The sequence below is a fragment of the Streptomyces sp. NPDC030820 genome, assembly GCF_055572075.1.
This window is the reverse complement of sequence record NZ_JBVIEB010000010.1, coordinates 240,584-255,077: the sequence shown is the minus strand read 5'-3', so window position 1 is coordinate 255,077 and position 14,494 is coordinate 240,584. Positions and strand designations below refer to the sequence as shown.

14 protein-coding genes are annotated in these 14,494 nt (G+C 70.4%); 6 read left to right on the top strand and 8 right to left on the bottom strand.

What is annotated here, in order from left to right:
* Positions 1 to 4: 4 nt before the first annotated feature.
* Genes ACZ418_RS27590 through ACZ418_RS27575 form a run of 4 tightly spaced genes read right to left on the bottom strand, consistent with a single transcriptional unit; the run spans position 5 to position 3,715 of the window.
* A complete protein-coding gene (locus ACZ418_RS27590) occupies positions 5 to 322 on the bottom strand; it encodes a non-heme iron oxygenase ferredoxin subunit (protein ID WP_351604967.1) in 318 nt (105 codons plus the stop codon).
* Positions 319 to 1,503: a Fe-S cluster assembly protein SufD gene (gene sufD / locus ACZ418_RS27585; protein ID WP_468367970.1), complete on the bottom strand. Its 1,185-nt coding sequence runs from the start codon at positions 1,501 to 1,503 to the stop codon at positions 319 to 321. The genes ACZ418_RS27590 and sufD overlap by 4 nt, the downstream gene beginning before the upstream one ends.
* Before the next feature lie 59 nt (positions 1,504 to 1,562).
* Positions 1,563 to 2,984, bottom strand: coding sequence for a Fe-S cluster assembly protein SufB (gene sufB / locus ACZ418_RS27580; protein ID WP_351209414.1), 1,422 nt, complete (start codon positions 2,982 to 2,984; stop codon positions 1,563 to 1,565).
* Complete coding sequence (locus ACZ418_RS27575) at positions 2,981 to 3,715, bottom strand: helix-turn-helix transcriptional regulator (protein WP_468367968.1); 735 nt, start codon at positions 3,713 to 3,715, stop codon at positions 2,981 to 2,983. The genes sufB and ACZ418_RS27575 overlap by 4 nt, the downstream gene beginning before the upstream one ends.
* Before the next feature lie 183 nt (positions 3,716 to 3,898).
* Here ACZ418_RS27575 and ACZ418_RS27570 point away from each other — a divergent pair, with 183 nt between their 5' ends.
* From ACZ418_RS27570 to ACZ418_RS27555, 4 genes are read left to right on the top strand one after another with little or no spacing between them, the layout of a single operon-like run.
* Positions 3,899 to 4,693 (top strand): AAC(3) family N-acetyltransferase, encoded by a 795-nt coding sequence (locus tag ACZ418_RS27570; RefSeq protein ID WP_468367966.1) that lies wholly within the window; start codon positions 3,899 to 3,901, stop codon positions 4,691 to 4,693.
* Positions 4,694 to 4,746: 53 nt separating this feature from the next.
* Complete coding sequence (locus ACZ418_RS27565) at positions 4,747 to 5,670, top strand: ABC transporter ATP-binding protein (protein ID WP_468367964.1); 924 nt, start codon at positions 4,747 to 4,749, stop codon at positions 5,668 to 5,670.
* 53 nt (positions 5,671 to 5,723) lie between these two features.
* The gene (locus ACZ418_RS27560) at positions 5,724 to 6,455 is read left to right on the top strand and encodes an ABC transporter permease (RefSeq protein ID WP_468368354.1); all 732 of its coding nucleotides are present in this window, start codon (positions 5,724 to 5,726) and stop codon (positions 6,453 to 6,455) included.
* Between the two features lie 48 nt (positions 6,456 to 6,503).
* A complete protein-coding gene (locus tag ACZ418_RS27555; protein WP_468368351.1) occupies positions 6,504 to 7,514 on the top strand; it encodes a COX15/CtaA family protein in 1,011 nt (336 codons plus the stop codon).
* A 1-nt stretch (position 7,515) separates the two neighbouring features.
* Here the strand turns inward: ACZ418_RS27555 and ACZ418_RS27550 are convergent, their stop codons facing one another.
* From ACZ418_RS27550 to ACZ418_RS27535, 4 genes are all read right to left on the bottom strand, one after another.
* Entirely contained in the window at positions 7,516 to 8,256 is a 741-nt protein-coding gene (locus tag ACZ418_RS27550; protein WP_468367962.1) for a DUF4111 domain-containing protein, read from the bottom strand.
* An 18-nt stretch (positions 8,257 to 8,274) separates the two neighbouring features.
* A complete protein-coding gene (locus ACZ418_RS27545; RefSeq protein WP_468367960.1) occupies positions 8,275 to 9,381 on the bottom strand; it encodes an amidohydrolase family protein in 1,107 nt (368 codons plus the stop codon).
* Positions 9,382 to 9,530: 149 nt separating this feature from the next.
* A complete protein-coding gene (locus ACZ418_RS27540; RefSeq protein ID WP_468367959.1) occupies positions 9,531 to 9,851 on the bottom strand; it encodes a hypothetical protein in 321 nt (106 codons plus the stop codon).
* 69 nt (positions 9,852 to 9,920) lie between these two features.
* The gene (locus tag ACZ418_RS27535; RefSeq protein ID WP_468367956.1) at positions 9,921 to 10,877 is read right to left on the bottom strand and encodes a heme o synthase; all 957 of its coding nucleotides are present in this window, start codon (positions 10,875 to 10,877) and stop codon (positions 9,921 to 9,923) included.
* Positions 10,878 to 11,253: 376 nt separating this feature from the next.
* Between ACZ418_RS27535 and tkt the strand changes: the two genes are divergently transcribed.
* Together tkt and tal are read left to right on the top strand one after the other, a co-directional pair.
* Complete coding sequence (gene tkt, locus ACZ418_RS27530) at positions 11,254 to 13,341, top strand: transketolase (RefSeq protein WP_468367954.1); 2,088 nt, start codon at positions 11,254 to 11,256, stop codon at positions 13,339 to 13,341.
* Positions 13,342 to 13,374: 33 nt separating this feature from the next.
* Complete coding sequence (gene tal, locus ACZ418_RS27525; RefSeq protein WP_468367952.1) at positions 13,375 to 14,493, top strand: transaldolase; 1,119 nt, start codon at positions 13,375 to 13,377, stop codon at positions 14,491 to 14,493.
* Position 14,494 lies beyond the last annotated feature (1 nt).

Sequence of the window (14,494 nt, the reverse complement as noted above, 5' to 3'; positions counted from 1 at the left end):
TGCCTCAGGACTCCTGGGTGAGGGAGACGAGCACGTCGTCCCCTTCGATCTTTACGGGGTATACGGGGACGGGGCGCGTGGCCGGGAGGCCGGACGGCTTGCCGGTGCGCAGGTCGAAGGACGAGCCGTGCAGCCAGCACTCGATCTGGCAGTCCTCCACCTCGCCCTCGGAGAGCGAGACGTTCGCGTGGGAGCAGATGTCGTAGATCGCGAACACCTCGCCCTCGGTCTTGACGACCGAGACCGGCGTGCTGTCGATCTCCACCCGCTTCGGGGTGTCCTCCTCCAGCTCGCTCAGCCCGCAGACGCGTACGAAGGTCATGCGACCGAAGCCTCCAGCTCCTCCTCGATCTTGGCGAGCAGGCGCTCCTGGATGTCGGCGACACCGATCTGCTGGACCAGCTCGGCGAAGAAGCCGCGGACCACCAGGCGGCGGGCCTCGTGCTCCGGGATGCCGCGGGCCATCAGGTAGAAGAGCTGCTCGTCGTCGAAGCGGCCGGTCGCGGAGGCGTGGCCGGCGCCGACGATCTCGCCGGTCTCGATCTCCAGGTTCGGCACCGAGTCGACGCGCGCGCCGTCCGTGAGGACCAGGTTGCGGTTCATCTCGTAGGTGTCCGTGCCCTCGGCCTTGGCCTCGATGAGCACGTCGCCGATCCAGACCGCGTGCGCGTCGTCGCCCTGCAGCGCGCCCTTGTAGACGACGTTCGACTTGCAGTGCGGGGTGTTGTGGGTGACCAGCAGGCGGTGCTCCTGGTGCTGCCCGGCGTCGGTGAAGTACAGGCCGAACAGCTCGGCCTCGCCGCCGGGGCCGGCGTAGGTCACGCGCGGGTGCAGGCGGACGACGTCACCGCCGAAGGTGACGACCACGGACTTGAAGGAGGCGTCCCGGCCGACCAGCGCGTTGTGCTGGGCCACGTGCACGGCCTTGTCGTCCCAGTCCTGGACGGAGACGACGGTCAGCTTGGCGCCGTCGCCCAGGATGTAGTCGACGTTGGCGGCGAGCACGACGTCACCGGTGTGGTCGATGACGACGACGGCCTCGGCGAAGGCACCCAGCTCGATCACCTGGTGGGCGAAGGCGACCCCACCCTCGCCGTGCGCGGCGATCCGGATCGGCTCGGTGAGCACCGTCTCCTTGGGGACGGTGACCACGCCGGCCTTCTCGAACGCCGAGTACGCCTGGGCGGCGACCCGGTCCACCGGGGTGCCCGCCCTGCCGAGCCGTGCGTCGTCGCGGCCGACGGTCTCGACGATGACGCCCTCGGGGGCCTCGACGGTGACCTTCACGCCGTCGCCGGTGGCGACCGCGGTGCCGTCGTGCAGCCCGCGCAGGCGCTCCAGCGGGGTGAACCGCCACTCCTCCTCGCGGCCGTGCGGGACCGGGAAGTCCGCCACGTCGAAGGACGGGGGCGCGCTCATGCGCGAGACGACGGTCGACTCCGCGGCGACCGCGATCGAGCCGGCGGTGGTGGAACCCACCGGGATGTTCTGGGCCTCAGCCATGGCTGTCGTATTGCTCGCTTTCTCAGGTCAGTGGCTTGACGGGGACTGCGGACCGGGGATCAACCGACCGCGCCCTCCATCTGCAGCTCGATCAGCCGGTTGAGCTCCAGCGCGTACTCCATCGGCAGCTCCTTGGCGATGGGCTCGACGAAGCCGCGCACGATCATCGCCATGGCCTCGTCCTCGGACAGGCCGCGGCTCATCAGGTAGAAGAGCTGGTCCTCGGAGACCTTGGAGACAGTGGCCTCGTGGCCCATGGACACGTCGTCCTCGCGGACGTCGACGTACGGGTACGTGTCCGAGCGGGAGACGGTGTCCACCAGCAGCGCGTCGCACAGCACGTTGGACTTCGACCCGGCGGCGCCCTCGCCGATCTCGATCAGACCGCGGTACGAGGTACGACCGCCACCGCGCGCGACCGACTTGGAGACGATGTTGGACGACGTGTTCGGCGCCATGTGGACCATCTTGGCGCCGGCGTCCTGGTGCTGGCCCTCGCCCGCGAAGGCGATGGAGAGGGTCTCGCCCTTGGCGTGCTCGCCCATCAGGTAGACGGCCGGGTACTTCATCGTCACCTTGGAGCCGATGTTGCCGTCGATCCACTCCATGGTCGCGCCCTCGTAGGCCACGGCGCGCTTGGTGACCAGGTTGTAGACGTTGTTCGACCAGTTCTGGATGGTCGTGTAGCGGCAGCGGGCGTTCTTCTTGACGATGATCTCGACCACGGCGCTGTGCAGCGAGTCCGACTTGTAGATCGGGGCGGTGCAGCCCTCGACGTAGTGCACGTAGGCACCCTCGTCGACGATGATCAGCGTCCGCTCGAACTGGCCCATGTTCTCCGTGTTGATACGGAAGTAGGCCTGCAGCGGGATCTCGACGTGGACGCCCTTCGGCACGTAGATGAAGGAGCCACCGGACCACACGGCCGTGTTCAGGGCCGCGAACTTGTTGTCACCGGCGGGGATGACGGTCCCGAAGTACTCCTTGAAGAGCTCCGGGTGCTCCTTCAGCGCGGTGTCGGTGTCGAGGAAGATGACACCCTGCTCCTCCAGGTCCTCGCGGATCTGGTGGTAGACGACCTCGGACTCGTACTGGGCGGCGACACCGGCGACCAGGCGCTGCTTCTCGGCCTCCGGGATGCCCAGCTTGTCGTAGGTGTTCTTGATGTCCTCGGGCAGGTCCTCCCAGGACTCCGCCTGCTTCTCCGTGGAGCGCACGAAGTACTTGATGTTGTCGAAGTCGATGCCCGAGAGGTCGGAGCCCCAGTTCGGCATCGGCTTCTTCTCGAAGAGCTTCAGGCCCTTCAGGCGCAGCTTGGTCATCCACTCCGGCTCCGACTTCTTGCCGGAGATGTCGCGGACGACCTCCTCGTTCAGGCCGCGCCTGGCGGAGGCACCGGCCACGTCGGAGTCGGCCCAGCCGTATTCGTACTTGCCCAGGCCCTCGAGCTCAGGGTGGGCAGTCTCCGTGGGGAGAGTCATGCGGGGTTCCTCCCGGCCGTGTTTGCAGGTGCGTCAGTGGATGTCTTGGGGATGAACGTCGTGCAGACGCCGTCGCCGTGCGCGATGGTCGCCAGTCGCTGGACGTGGGTACCCAGCAGCTCGGCGAAGATCTCCGTCTCCGCCTCGCACAGCTGCGGGAACTGCTCCGCGACATGGGCGACCGGGCAGTGGTGCTGGCACAGCTGCTCGCCGACCGGTGCGCTGCGCGCCGTAGCAGCGTACCCGTCGACGCTCAAGGCCTTGGCCAGGGCTTCGGCTCGCTTGTCCGGCGTGACCGTCTCGATCGCCTTGCGGTACGCGCTCGCCTGGGCGGCGATCCGGGCGCGGGCGAAGGCCGCGACCGCCTCGGGGCCTCCGCCCTGCTCGGCGATCCAGCGGAGCGCGTCTGCGGCGAGCTTGTCGTACGACTGGTCGAAGGCGTCCCGGCCGCAGTCGGTCAGCGCGAAGACCTTCGCGGGGCGGCCACGCGTGCGCGTGCCGTACACACGCTGTTCGCGGGCCTCCACGACGTCGTCGGCGACCAGTGCGTCCAGGTGACGCCGGACGGCCGCCTGGGTCAGTCCCAGCCGGCCGGCGAGTTCGGCGACGGTCGACGGGCCGTGGTCCAGGATGGAGCGCGCGACGCGGTTGCGCGTGGAGCGCTCACCGGTCGCGAGTTCCTCCTGCGGGGCCCCCAGGGGGGTCTCCCGAGCCTCGCCGACGTTTTTCACAACGCCATTGTTGCGTAATTCCGCAGAGCCTGACAAGCGCCGTCCGGATCACCGAGCGGTGCCCTGCGTCACTTAGGCATACCTAAAGTGACCTGCGGAAACGATCTCTGATCGATCACCGGCACCGTCCTGAGCAGGCAATTCGGTGGCGGCACGCGGGCCCGTCCGGAAGACTCGCGAACCATGCCGACACCCCCTCCCACCGGCCCTCTTGTCACCCGCGACGCCCTCGCCGCACAGCTACGCCACCTGGGTGTCGAGTCCGGCGAGACCCTCCTCGTCCACTCCTCGCTCAGCTCCTTGGGCTGGGTCAACGGAGGGGCCGTCGCGGTCGTCCAGGGACTGCTCGACGCACTGGGCCCTTCGGGCACGCTCGTCGTCCCCGCCCAGTCGGCCGACCTGTCGGACCCCGCGCTGTGGAGCAGACCGCCCGTGCCCCGGGAGTGGTGGGACCGGATCCGGGCGACCATGCCGCCGTACGACCCGCTGATCACCCCCACCCGCGGGGTCGGCGTGATCCCGGAGACCGTACGGACCTGGCCGGGCGCCCTGCGCAGCGCGCACCCGCACACCTCGTTCGCGGCGCTCGGCCCCCGCGCGCGGGAGATCACCGACGGTCACGCCCCCGACTGCCGGCTCGGCGAGCGGAGCCCGCTGGCCCGGCTGGAGAAGCTGGGCGCCCGGGTCCTGCTGCTCGGCGCGGGCTACGACTCCTGCACCGCCTTCCACCTGGCCGAGTACCGGATACCCGCCCGGCTGGTCGAGGTCGGGCGGCCCGCTCCCGGCGGGGGCTGGGAGACGGTGGTCGAGGTGTCGATCAGCTCCGACCGGTTCGACGAGCTGGGGCACGACTTCGAGCGGGACCGGCCCGTCGTGCGCGGCGGGGTCGGCGCGGCGCAGGCACGGCTGTTCCCGGTGGCGGACGTGGTGGCCTACGCCGAGCGGTGGCTGCCGCTGCACCGGCCCCGGGAAGAGTGAGTTCCCCTACCCGCCGGTCCGGACGGCAAGCGGTCTCCCTAGACTCTGGGACCATGCGAAGTGAGCCTGTGGTCCAGGTCCAGGCCCTGGTGAAGCGGTACGGCACGAAGACCGCGGTGGACGGCCTCGACCTGGTGGCCGGGGCGGGCGTGACCGCCGTACTCGGTCCCAACGGGGCGGGGAAGACGACGACGGTCGAGACCTGCGAGGGGTACCGGAAGCCGGATTCCGGCACGGTGCGCGTCCTGGGCCTCGACCCCGTACGCCAGTCCGCCGAGCTGCGTCCCCGTATCGGCGTGATGCTCCAGTCCGGCGGCGTGTACTCCGGCGCCCGGGCCGACGAGATGCTCCGGCACGTCGCGAAGCTGCACGCGCACCCGCTGGACGTGGACGCCCTGATCGAGCGGCTGGGACTGGGCAGCTGCGGCCGGACCGGCTACCGGCGGCTGTCCGGCGGCCAGCAGCAGCGTCTCGCGCTCGCCATGGCCGTCGTCGGGCGCCCGGAGCTGGTGTTCCTGGACGAGCCGACGGCCGGCCTGGACCCGCAGGCCCGCCGGGCCACCTGGGACCTGGTGAAGGACCTGCGCGCCGACGGCGTCTCGGTGATCCTCACCACCCACTACATGGAAGAGGCCGAGCAGCTCGCCGACGACGTGGCGATCATCGACGGCGGCCGGGTCATCGCCCAGGGCTCCCCGGAGGAGCTGTGCAAGGGCGGCGCGGAGAACACCCTGCGCTTCACCGGCCGCCCGGGCCTCGACGTGGCCTCCCTGCTGAAGGCCCTCCCGGCCGACTGCACGGCCGCCGAGCTCACCCCGGGCGCCTACCGGGTCGTCGGCAAGGTCGACCCGCAGCTGCTGGCCACCGTGACCTCCTGGTGCGCCCAGCACGGAGTGATGCCGGACCGGATCTCGGTGGAGCGGCACACCCTGGAGGACGTCTTCCTGGAGCTGACCGGCAAGGAGCTGCGCTCGTGACCACTGCAACCGGTACGTACGCCCCGAAGCCGGGCGCGGCGCCGCTCCCCCGCATGATCGCGGCCCAGGCGGCGCTGGAGACGAGGATGCTGCTGCGCAACGGCGAGCAGCTGCTGCTGACCGTGGTCATCCCGACCCTGCTGCTGGCGCTCTTCAGCTCGGTGGACATCGTGGACACCGGCAAGGGCAAGGCGGTCGACTTCCTCGCCCCCGGCATCCTGGCGCTCGCCGTGATGTCGACGGCGTTCACCGGGCAGGCCATCGCGACCGGCTTCGAGCGCCGCTACGGCGTGCTCAAGCGGCTCGCCTCCTCGCCGCTGCCCCGCTGGGGCCTGATGACCGCGAAGACCGCGTCCGTGCTGGTCACCGAGGTCCTCCAGGTGGTCCTGCTGACGGCCATCGCGTTCGCGCTGGGCTGGTCCCCGCACGGCGCTGGAACATTTACCAGCGTGGCCGCCGTCCTGCTCCTGCTGATCCTCGGTACGGCCGCCTTCTCCGGCCTGGGTCTGCTGATGGCGGGCACGCTGAAGGCGGAGGCGACCCTGGCCGCCGCCAACCTGGTCTTCCTGCTGCTCCTCGTCGGCGGCGGGGTCATCGTGCCGCTGGAGAAGTTCGGCCCGGGCGCGCAGCACGTGCTCGGGCTGCTGCCCATCTCCGCGCTGTCGGACGGCCTGCGGGACGTGCTCCAGCACGGCGCCGGGATGCCGTGGGGCGACCTGGGGATCCTCGCGGTGTGGGCGGGCGTCGGGCTGGCCGCGGCAGGCAAGTTCTTCCGCTGGGAGTGAGGCGTCGCGGTGGACCCTCGTGAAAGCGTGCACAAGCGGCGGCCTACGATGGTGGGCGTGCCCAAGCTGAACCCCGCCGACGCCGCAGCGGCCGTGCGCAACCCGCTCGCCTTCATCGCCGCACGCTGGATCCCGTCCCCCCGGACGGTCCAGCGGGCGGCCCTCGCCGCACTCGTGATGTCGGTGGTCATCGTCGTCACCGGCGGCGCCGTCCGGCTGACCGGCTCCGGCCTCGGCTGCCCGACCTGGCCCGAGTGCACCGACGGCTCGCTGACGCCGACGACCGCGCTGAGCTACCACAGCGCGATCGAGTTCGGTAACCGGATGCTGACGTACGTGCTGTGCGCGGCGGTCGGCTGGGCGATCATCGCCGCCCGCTCGGAGAAGCCGTACCGGCGCAGTCTGACCCGGCTGGGCTGGGCGCAGTTCTGGCTGGTGATGAGCAACGCGATCCTCGGCGGCATCGTGGTGCTGGTGGGCCTCAACCCGTACACGGTCGCGGCCCACTTCCTGCTCGCGACGGCCCTGACGACCGTCGCCGCGGTGATGTGGCAGCGCACCCGCGAGGGCGACGGCGCGCCCCGGCCGCTGGTCGGCAAGGCCGTGCAGCAGCTGGTGTGGTTCCTGGTGGCCGCGTCCCTGCTGCTCATCGCGGTCGGCACGGTGGTGACCGGAGCCGGGCCGCACGCCGGTGACTCCAGCGACGTCAAGCGGATCCCCATCGACTGGGAGACGGTGGCCAAGCTGCACGCGGTGCTCGCCTGGATCGTGGTGACGCTGACGTTCGCGCTGTGGTTCGTGCTGAAGGCGGTGGACGCCCCGAAGGGCCCGCTCGCGCGCACCCGCGATCTGTTCCTGATCCTGCTCGGCCAGGGTGTGATCGGTTACGTGCAGTACTTCACCCACCTGCCCGAACTGCTGGTCGGCCTGCACATGCTCGGCTCCTGCCTGGTGTGGATCGGCGTGCTGCGCGTCCTGCTGGCGCTGCGCGAACGCCCGGAGGCCACGCCGGACCTGCCCGGCCCCTCGGCCGAGATGACGGTGGGCACGCGCGCGTGAGTCACCCGTAGGTGGTGACCAGCGTGTCGATCGCCGGGCCGAGGTAGGCGCGGGTCAGCTCGGCACGGCGGTCGAGCCAGTCCTGGGCGGCCGGGGCGGGGTCGTCGTCGTAACGCCGGCGGGTGATGTCCTTGACGACCTCGACGGGAGCGCCGAGCGCCGGGAGTTCGTCGAGCGCCTCCCGTTTGGAGACCAGCCGCCCGTCGCGCAGGGTCACGGTGGCCCGGGCGAAGGTGAGCAGGCCCAGGTCCACCCACACGTCCTGCCGCCACAGCCGCGCCTTGTCCACCGCCGGGCGCCAGTAGTCCCGCTGGTCCCGTACGACGAAGTCGTGCAATTGCCGCTCCGGCACCGGCGGGAGCAGTCCGGCCGGGGATCCGCCGTACAGCACCCGCCCGAAGTCGTGCAGCTCGCGCCGGGTGACGGGGGTGACCGGGCGGCGCAGCAGGCGTCCGTGGGCCCAGGTGAGGTGCGAGCGGTCCGGGTCGCCCAGGGTGGCCGGGGTGAGATAGCTGCAGTGGAGTTTCGGGGCGAGGGGTTCGGCCCGCAGCCGCCGGTGCAGGGCCACCACCCGCCGTACGGTCCCGAGGCGCACCGGGCCCGGCAGTACGGCGATCAGGTCCAGGTCGCTGCGGCCCTCCTGATAGTCACCGCCGGCGAGTGAGCCGTGTGCCCATAAGGCGCGCGGTCGCAGCGGCGTGAGTCCGTCGAGGAAGCGGTCGAGCAGCGATACGGTCGGCATCCGCCCAGTCTGGGCAGCTCACGCCAGTCCGTAAACCCGGCGCGCGTTGTCCGCCGCGACCATCCGGGCCACCCGCTGGGCGTCCTCCAGGGACCAGGCCCCCTCGGCGACCCAGGTGCCCAGGACCCGGGCCAGGGCCTCGCGGAACAGCCGGGCGCCGACGACGTGCAGCTCGGGCAGGCCATGGGCGCCCGTGGAGAAGAGGATCTTGCCGAAGGGGGCCAGCTCCAGGATCTCGGCGAGGACGGTGGCCGCACGGGCGCCGGTGCGGACGAGCGCGGCGCCGGAGTCGGTGTAGACGTGCGGGAAGACGCCGGCCAGGTGGGCGGCGTGGCGGTGGTACGGGTAGCCGTGCAGCAGGATCAGGTCGGTGCCGAGGCCCGCGGTGGCCCGCACGAAGTCGGTGAGCAGCACGGGGTCGGTACGGTCGATGCGGGAGGCCGGTTCGCCGAGCCCGGCGTGCAGTTGGAGCGGCAGGCCGGAGGCCACGGCGATCCACAGCAGATGCCGTAACAGCACCGGGTCGGTGAGCGGCCCGCCGACCCGCCGCCCGGCCAGCCAGCGACCCGCCGCGCCCCGCACCTCCCCCGGCCCCGGCGGCTCGGGCGCGAGCGCCAGTCCGTGTCCCAGCCCCGCGACGGAGGTGAAGGCGACCGCGTTCGCGGCGGCGCCGTGCACCGACTCGGCGAGGTTGGCGAGGAAGGACTCGACGGTGCCGGAGGTGTCGGCGACCTGCTCTGCGAGCTGCTCCAGCCGGATGATTTCACGGGCGTCGGCATCACCCGTGGACGCCAGCTCGGCGGGGCCGGTGAGGTCGCCGGGCAGACCGGTGTCGACGAGGTAGGTGGTGATGCCGCTGCCCCGCAGCAGCCTGCGGCCCGCTTCCAGGACGCCCAGTTCCCGGCGCCGGGCCAGATAGCGGGCGGGCGGGCAGTGCGGTTCCAGGCCGAGCAGGGGTGGGCACCAGCGCCGTACGGCGAATCCCGTCTGGGTGTCGAAGAGGGTGGTGCCGGGCGCGGGTGGGCCCTCGGTGCGGGCGAGTTGGGCCTCGAAGGTGCCGAGGCCCAGCTCTGTGCGCAGTACGCCGTGGCAGTACTGGTCCACGAGGGACGGTGTTTCGATCATCCGGGCCTCCCCGCGTGCGCTGGCTTTGCGGCCTAACGAGTGAACGGGGTTTGAGGTCGCGGATCAGCTCGGGGAGTGCGGGTGGTTCGGCGGCTACCGGTCGTCTGTGGTTGCTCGCGCAGTTCCCCGCGCCCCTCCGGGTTGGCTGTTCAACCGCCGATCTGAATGCCGGCCATGCGCTTCCATTCGTACGAGCCCGTCTTCACCTTCGCCGCGAACTCGCCGTCGAAGGACTCGTGGACGGTGATGCCGGACTTCTCCACGGCCTTCTCGGCGATCTCGGTGCTGGGGGCCACCAGGTCGCCCCAGCCGCCGTCCTCGCCGACGAGGACGATGCGGGCGCCGCGCTCGCCGATGTAGGCCACCTGGCCCTCGGCGCCGCCGTGGGCCTTGGCGAAGGCGCTGATCCGGTGGGCGAGCTTTGCGGCCTTGCGCTCGGCCCTCGCGTCAACCTGCTGCGTGTCTGCCATGGCCAGGATGCTACTCGCGGGTAGATCGGCTGGCGAGAGCAGGGCTCTGTGACGTACGCCCGGCGTGCGTCAGCGCAGGAACGGGTCCACCGCGATCGCCACGAACAGCAGCGACACATAGGTGATCGACCAGTGGAACAGCCGCATCTCCTTCAGCTTCACGCCCGTGACCTCGGCCTTGGCGCGGTTCTGCAGCGCGTGCGCCTCCCACAGCCACCAGCCGCCGGCGGCCAGCGCGACGGCCGTGTAGAACCAGCCGGTGTAGCCGAGCGGGGTGAGGAGCAGGGAGACGGCGACCATCACCCAGCTGTAGATCACGATCTGCTTGGCGACGACCTTGTTGGAGGCGATCACGGGAAGCATCGGCACGCCCACGCGCGCGTAGTCGTCCTTCACCTTCATGGACAGCGGCCAGTAGTGCGGCGGGGTCCAGAAGAAGATCACCAGGAACAGGATGACCGGCGCCCAGGAGAGGGAGTCGGTCACGGCCGACCAGCCGATGAGCACGGGCATGCAGCCCGCGATGCCGCCCCACACGATGTTCTGCGAGGTACGCCGCTTGAGGAGCATCGTGTAGACGACGACGTAGAAGAGGAGTGCGCCGAGGGACAGCCAGGCGGACAGCCAGTTGACGGTGAAGCCGAAGAGGAGCGTCGAGACGACCGCGAGGGTGACGCCGAAGGCGAGGCACTCGCGCGGGCTGACCATGCCGGTCACCAGCGGGCGCTGCGAGGTGCGGTCCATCAGGGCGTCGATGTCCCGGTCGATGTACATGTTCAGCGCGTTGGCGCCGCCTGCCGAGAGGTAGCCGCCGATGCAGGTCAGCAGGACCAGCTTGAGGTCGGGCACGCCCTGCTGCGCCAGGAACATCACCGGAACGGTGGTGATGAGCAGCAGCTCGATGATCCGCGGCTTGGTCAGAGCCACGAACGCCTTGACACGGGCCCCGAACGGCCGGTGGACCGGGCCCTGGCTCGCACCACCCAGCACGCCCGCTGGACGTGATTCGACGGCCGTCACGCACACCCCTGACAGAGACTCCCAGCGAGCCTCCCCGGTGAAGTCGCGGTAAAGGCTCGCGCGTACCACGCCACTTTAGACGTTGCCCATACCCCGCCCTTCGCGGGGGTGGGGTCGTGTTGGCGCACGCCCCATAAGAGGGGAGCGGGCACTCGATTGAGCGCTCAGATGACCGCCTCCGTATTCATGTGCCAAATGGCTTCTCGGCCAGTCGGGAGGCGGATCCGACGGAGTCCCGGCAGTCTGGAAACACTCGAAAAAATGCACGTCCTCACAGGGGTAGGCTCGTCAGCGGCCGGCGGGCGACAAGCGCGTCGGCGGCCGGGTGGGCGTATGCCCCGAAGACCGGCGACCGACATGTGGAGAGGAGCCCTGACCCAGGGTGAGCACCAAGCCGACCACCACAGACCTTGAGTGGACCGAGCTGGACCAGCGGGCCGTGGACACCGCCCGTGTCCTGGCCGCCGACGCCGTACAGAAGGTCGGCAACGGCCATCCCGGTACGGCGATGAGCCTGGCCCCGGCCGCCTACACCCTCTTCCAGAAGGTGATGCGGCACGACCCGGCCGACCCGGAGTGGGTGGGGCGCGACCGCTTCGTGCTGTCCGCCGGCCACTCGTCCCTGACCCTCTACACGCAGCTCTACCTGGCCGGCTTCGGCCTGGAGCTCGAGGACCTGGAGTCCTTCCGCACCTGGGGTTCGAAGACCCCGGGCCACCCGGAGTACGGGCACACCAAGGGTGTCGAGACCACCACCGGTCCGCTCGGCCAGGGTGTCGCCAACGCGGTGGGCATGGCGATGGCCGCCCGCTACGAGCGCGGCCTGTTCGACCCTCAGGCCCCGGCCGGCGAGTCGCCCTTCGACCACTTCATCTACTGCATCGCCGGTGACGGCTGCCTGCAGGAGGGCATCTCCGCCGAGGCCTCCTCGCTGGCCGGCCACCAGAAGCTCGGCAACCTGATCCTGCTGTGGGACGACAACCACATCTCGATCGAGGGCGACACCGAGACGGCCGTCTCCGAGGACACCGTCAAGCGCTACGAGGCCTACGGCTGGCATGTGCAGCGCGTGGAGGCCCAGGACAACGGCGACCTGGACCCGCAGGCGATCTACGCCGCGATCCAGGAGGCGAAGAAGGTCACGGACAAGCCGTCCTTCATCGCGATGCGCTCGATCATCGCCTGGCCGGCCCCGAACGCCCAGAACACCGAGGCCGCGCACGGCTCGGCGCTGGGCGAGGAGGAGGTCGCGGCCACCAAGCGCGTCCTGGGCTTCGACCCGGAGAAGAGCTTCGCCGTCGAGGACGAGGTGATCACGCACACCCGCAAGGCCCTGGAGCGCGGCGCCCAGGCGCGCGCCGACTGGGAGAAGTCCCTGCAGGTGTGGCGGGACGACAACCCCGAGCGTGCCGCCGAGTTCGACCGCATCAGCCGCGGCGAGCTGCCCACCGGCTGGGAGGAGAAGATCCCGGTCTTCGAGCCGGGCAAGGGTGTCGCGACGCGTGCCGCCTCCGGCAAGGTGCTGCAGGCGCTCGGCGCGGTGATCCCCGAGCTGTGGGGCGGCTCCGCCGACCTCGCCGGGTCGAACAACACCACCATCGACAAGGAGAGCTCGTTCCTGCCCGAGGGCAACCCGCTGCCCGAGGCCAAGCCGTACGGCCGCACGATCCACTTCGGCATCCGCGAGCACTCGATGGGCGCCGAGATGAACGGCATCACGCTGCACGGCAACACCCGTGTCTACGGCGGTACGTTCCTCGTCTTCTCCGACTACATGCGCAACGCGGTGCGCCTGTCGGCCCTGATGCACCTGCCGGTGACGTACGTGTGGACGCACGACTCCATCGGCCTCGGCGAGGACGGCCCCACCCACCAGCCGGTCGAGCACCTGGCCTCGCTGCGCGCGATCCCGGGCCTGAACATCGTCCGCCCGGCGGACGCCAACGAGACCGCGATCGCCTGGCGCGAGATCCTGGGTCGCTGGACCAAGGAGTTCGGCAAGGGCCAGCCGCACGGCCTCGCGCTCACCCGCCAGGGCGTGCCGACCTACGAGCCCAACGAGGACGCGGCCAAGGGCGGCTATGTGCTGTTCGAGGCCGAAGGCGGCGAGCCGCAGGTGATCCTGATCGCCACCGGTTCCGAGGTGCATGTGGCCGTGGAGGCGCGTGAGCAGCTCCAGGCCGAGGGTGTTCCGACGCGAGTCGTGTCGATGCCGTCCGTCGAGTGGTTCGAGGAGCAGGACCAGGGGTACCGGGACTCCGTGCTCCCGCCGTCCGTGAAGGCCCGTGTGGCCGTGGAGGCGGGCATCGGGCTGACCTGGTATCGCTATGTGGGGGACGCCGGCCGCATCGTTTCCCTGGAGCACTTCGGTGCTTCCGCCGACGGCAAGGTGCTCTTCCGCGAGTTCGGCTTCACTGCCGAGAATGTGGCCGCCAAGGCCCGGGAATCCATCGCCGCCGCCCAGCGCTGACGCCCATATACGACACGTAGGAGATGTAATTCCATGACAGACGCACTGAAGCGCCTCTCCGAGGAAGGCGTCGCGATCTGGCTGGACGACCTGTCGCGCAAGCGGATCACGTCCGGCAACCTCGCCGAGCTGATCGACCAGCAGCACGTCGTGGGCGTCACCACCAACCCGACGATCTTCCAGAAGGCGATCAGCGGCGGAGACGGCTACGAGCAGCAGGTCGCCGACCTCGCCGCCCGCAAGGTCACCGTCGAGGAGGCCATCCGCATGATCACCACGGCGGACGTCCGCGACGCCGCCGACATCCTGCGCCCGGTCTTCGACGCCACCGGCGGCAAGGACGGCCGGGTCTCCATCGAGGTCGACCCGCGCCTGGCGCACAACACCAGGGCCACCGTCGCCGAGGCCAAGCAGCTGGCCTGGCTGGTGGACCGCCCCAACACCCTGATCAAGATCCCGGCCACCGAGGCGGGTCTGCCGGCGATCACCGAGACGATCGGTCACGGCATCAGCGTCAACGTCACCCTGATCTTCTCCCTGGAGCGGTACCGGGCCGTCATGGACGCCTACCTCTCCGGCCTGGAGAAGGCCAAGGAGCGCGGCCTGGACGTGTCGCTGATCCACTCCGTGGCGTCCTTCTTCGTGTCCCGCGTGGACACCGAGATCGACAAGCGCCTGGACGGCATCGGCACCGACGAGGCCAAGGCGCTGCGCGGCAAGGCCGCCGTCGCCAACGCGCGCCTCGCCTACCAGGCGTACGAGGAGGTCTTCTCCTCCGACCGCTGGCAGGCGCTGGAGAACGCGGGCGCCAACAAGCAGCGTCCGCTGTGGGCGTCGACCGGTGTGAAGGACCCGGCGTACCCGGACACGCTGTACGTCACCGAGCTGGTCGCGCCGAACACGGTCAACACCATGCCGGAGGCCACGCTGGAGGCCACCGAGGACCACGGCCAGATCAGCGGCGACACCATCGCCGGCACCTACGAGCAGGCGCGCGCCGACCTCGACGCGCTGGAGAAGCTCGGCATCTCGTACGACGACGTCGTGCAGGTGCTGGAGGACGAGGGCGTCGAGAAGTTCGAGGCGTCCTGGAACGACCTGCTGAAGTCCACTCAGGCGGAGCTCGAGCGCCTTGCCCCTTCGGAGGGCTGAG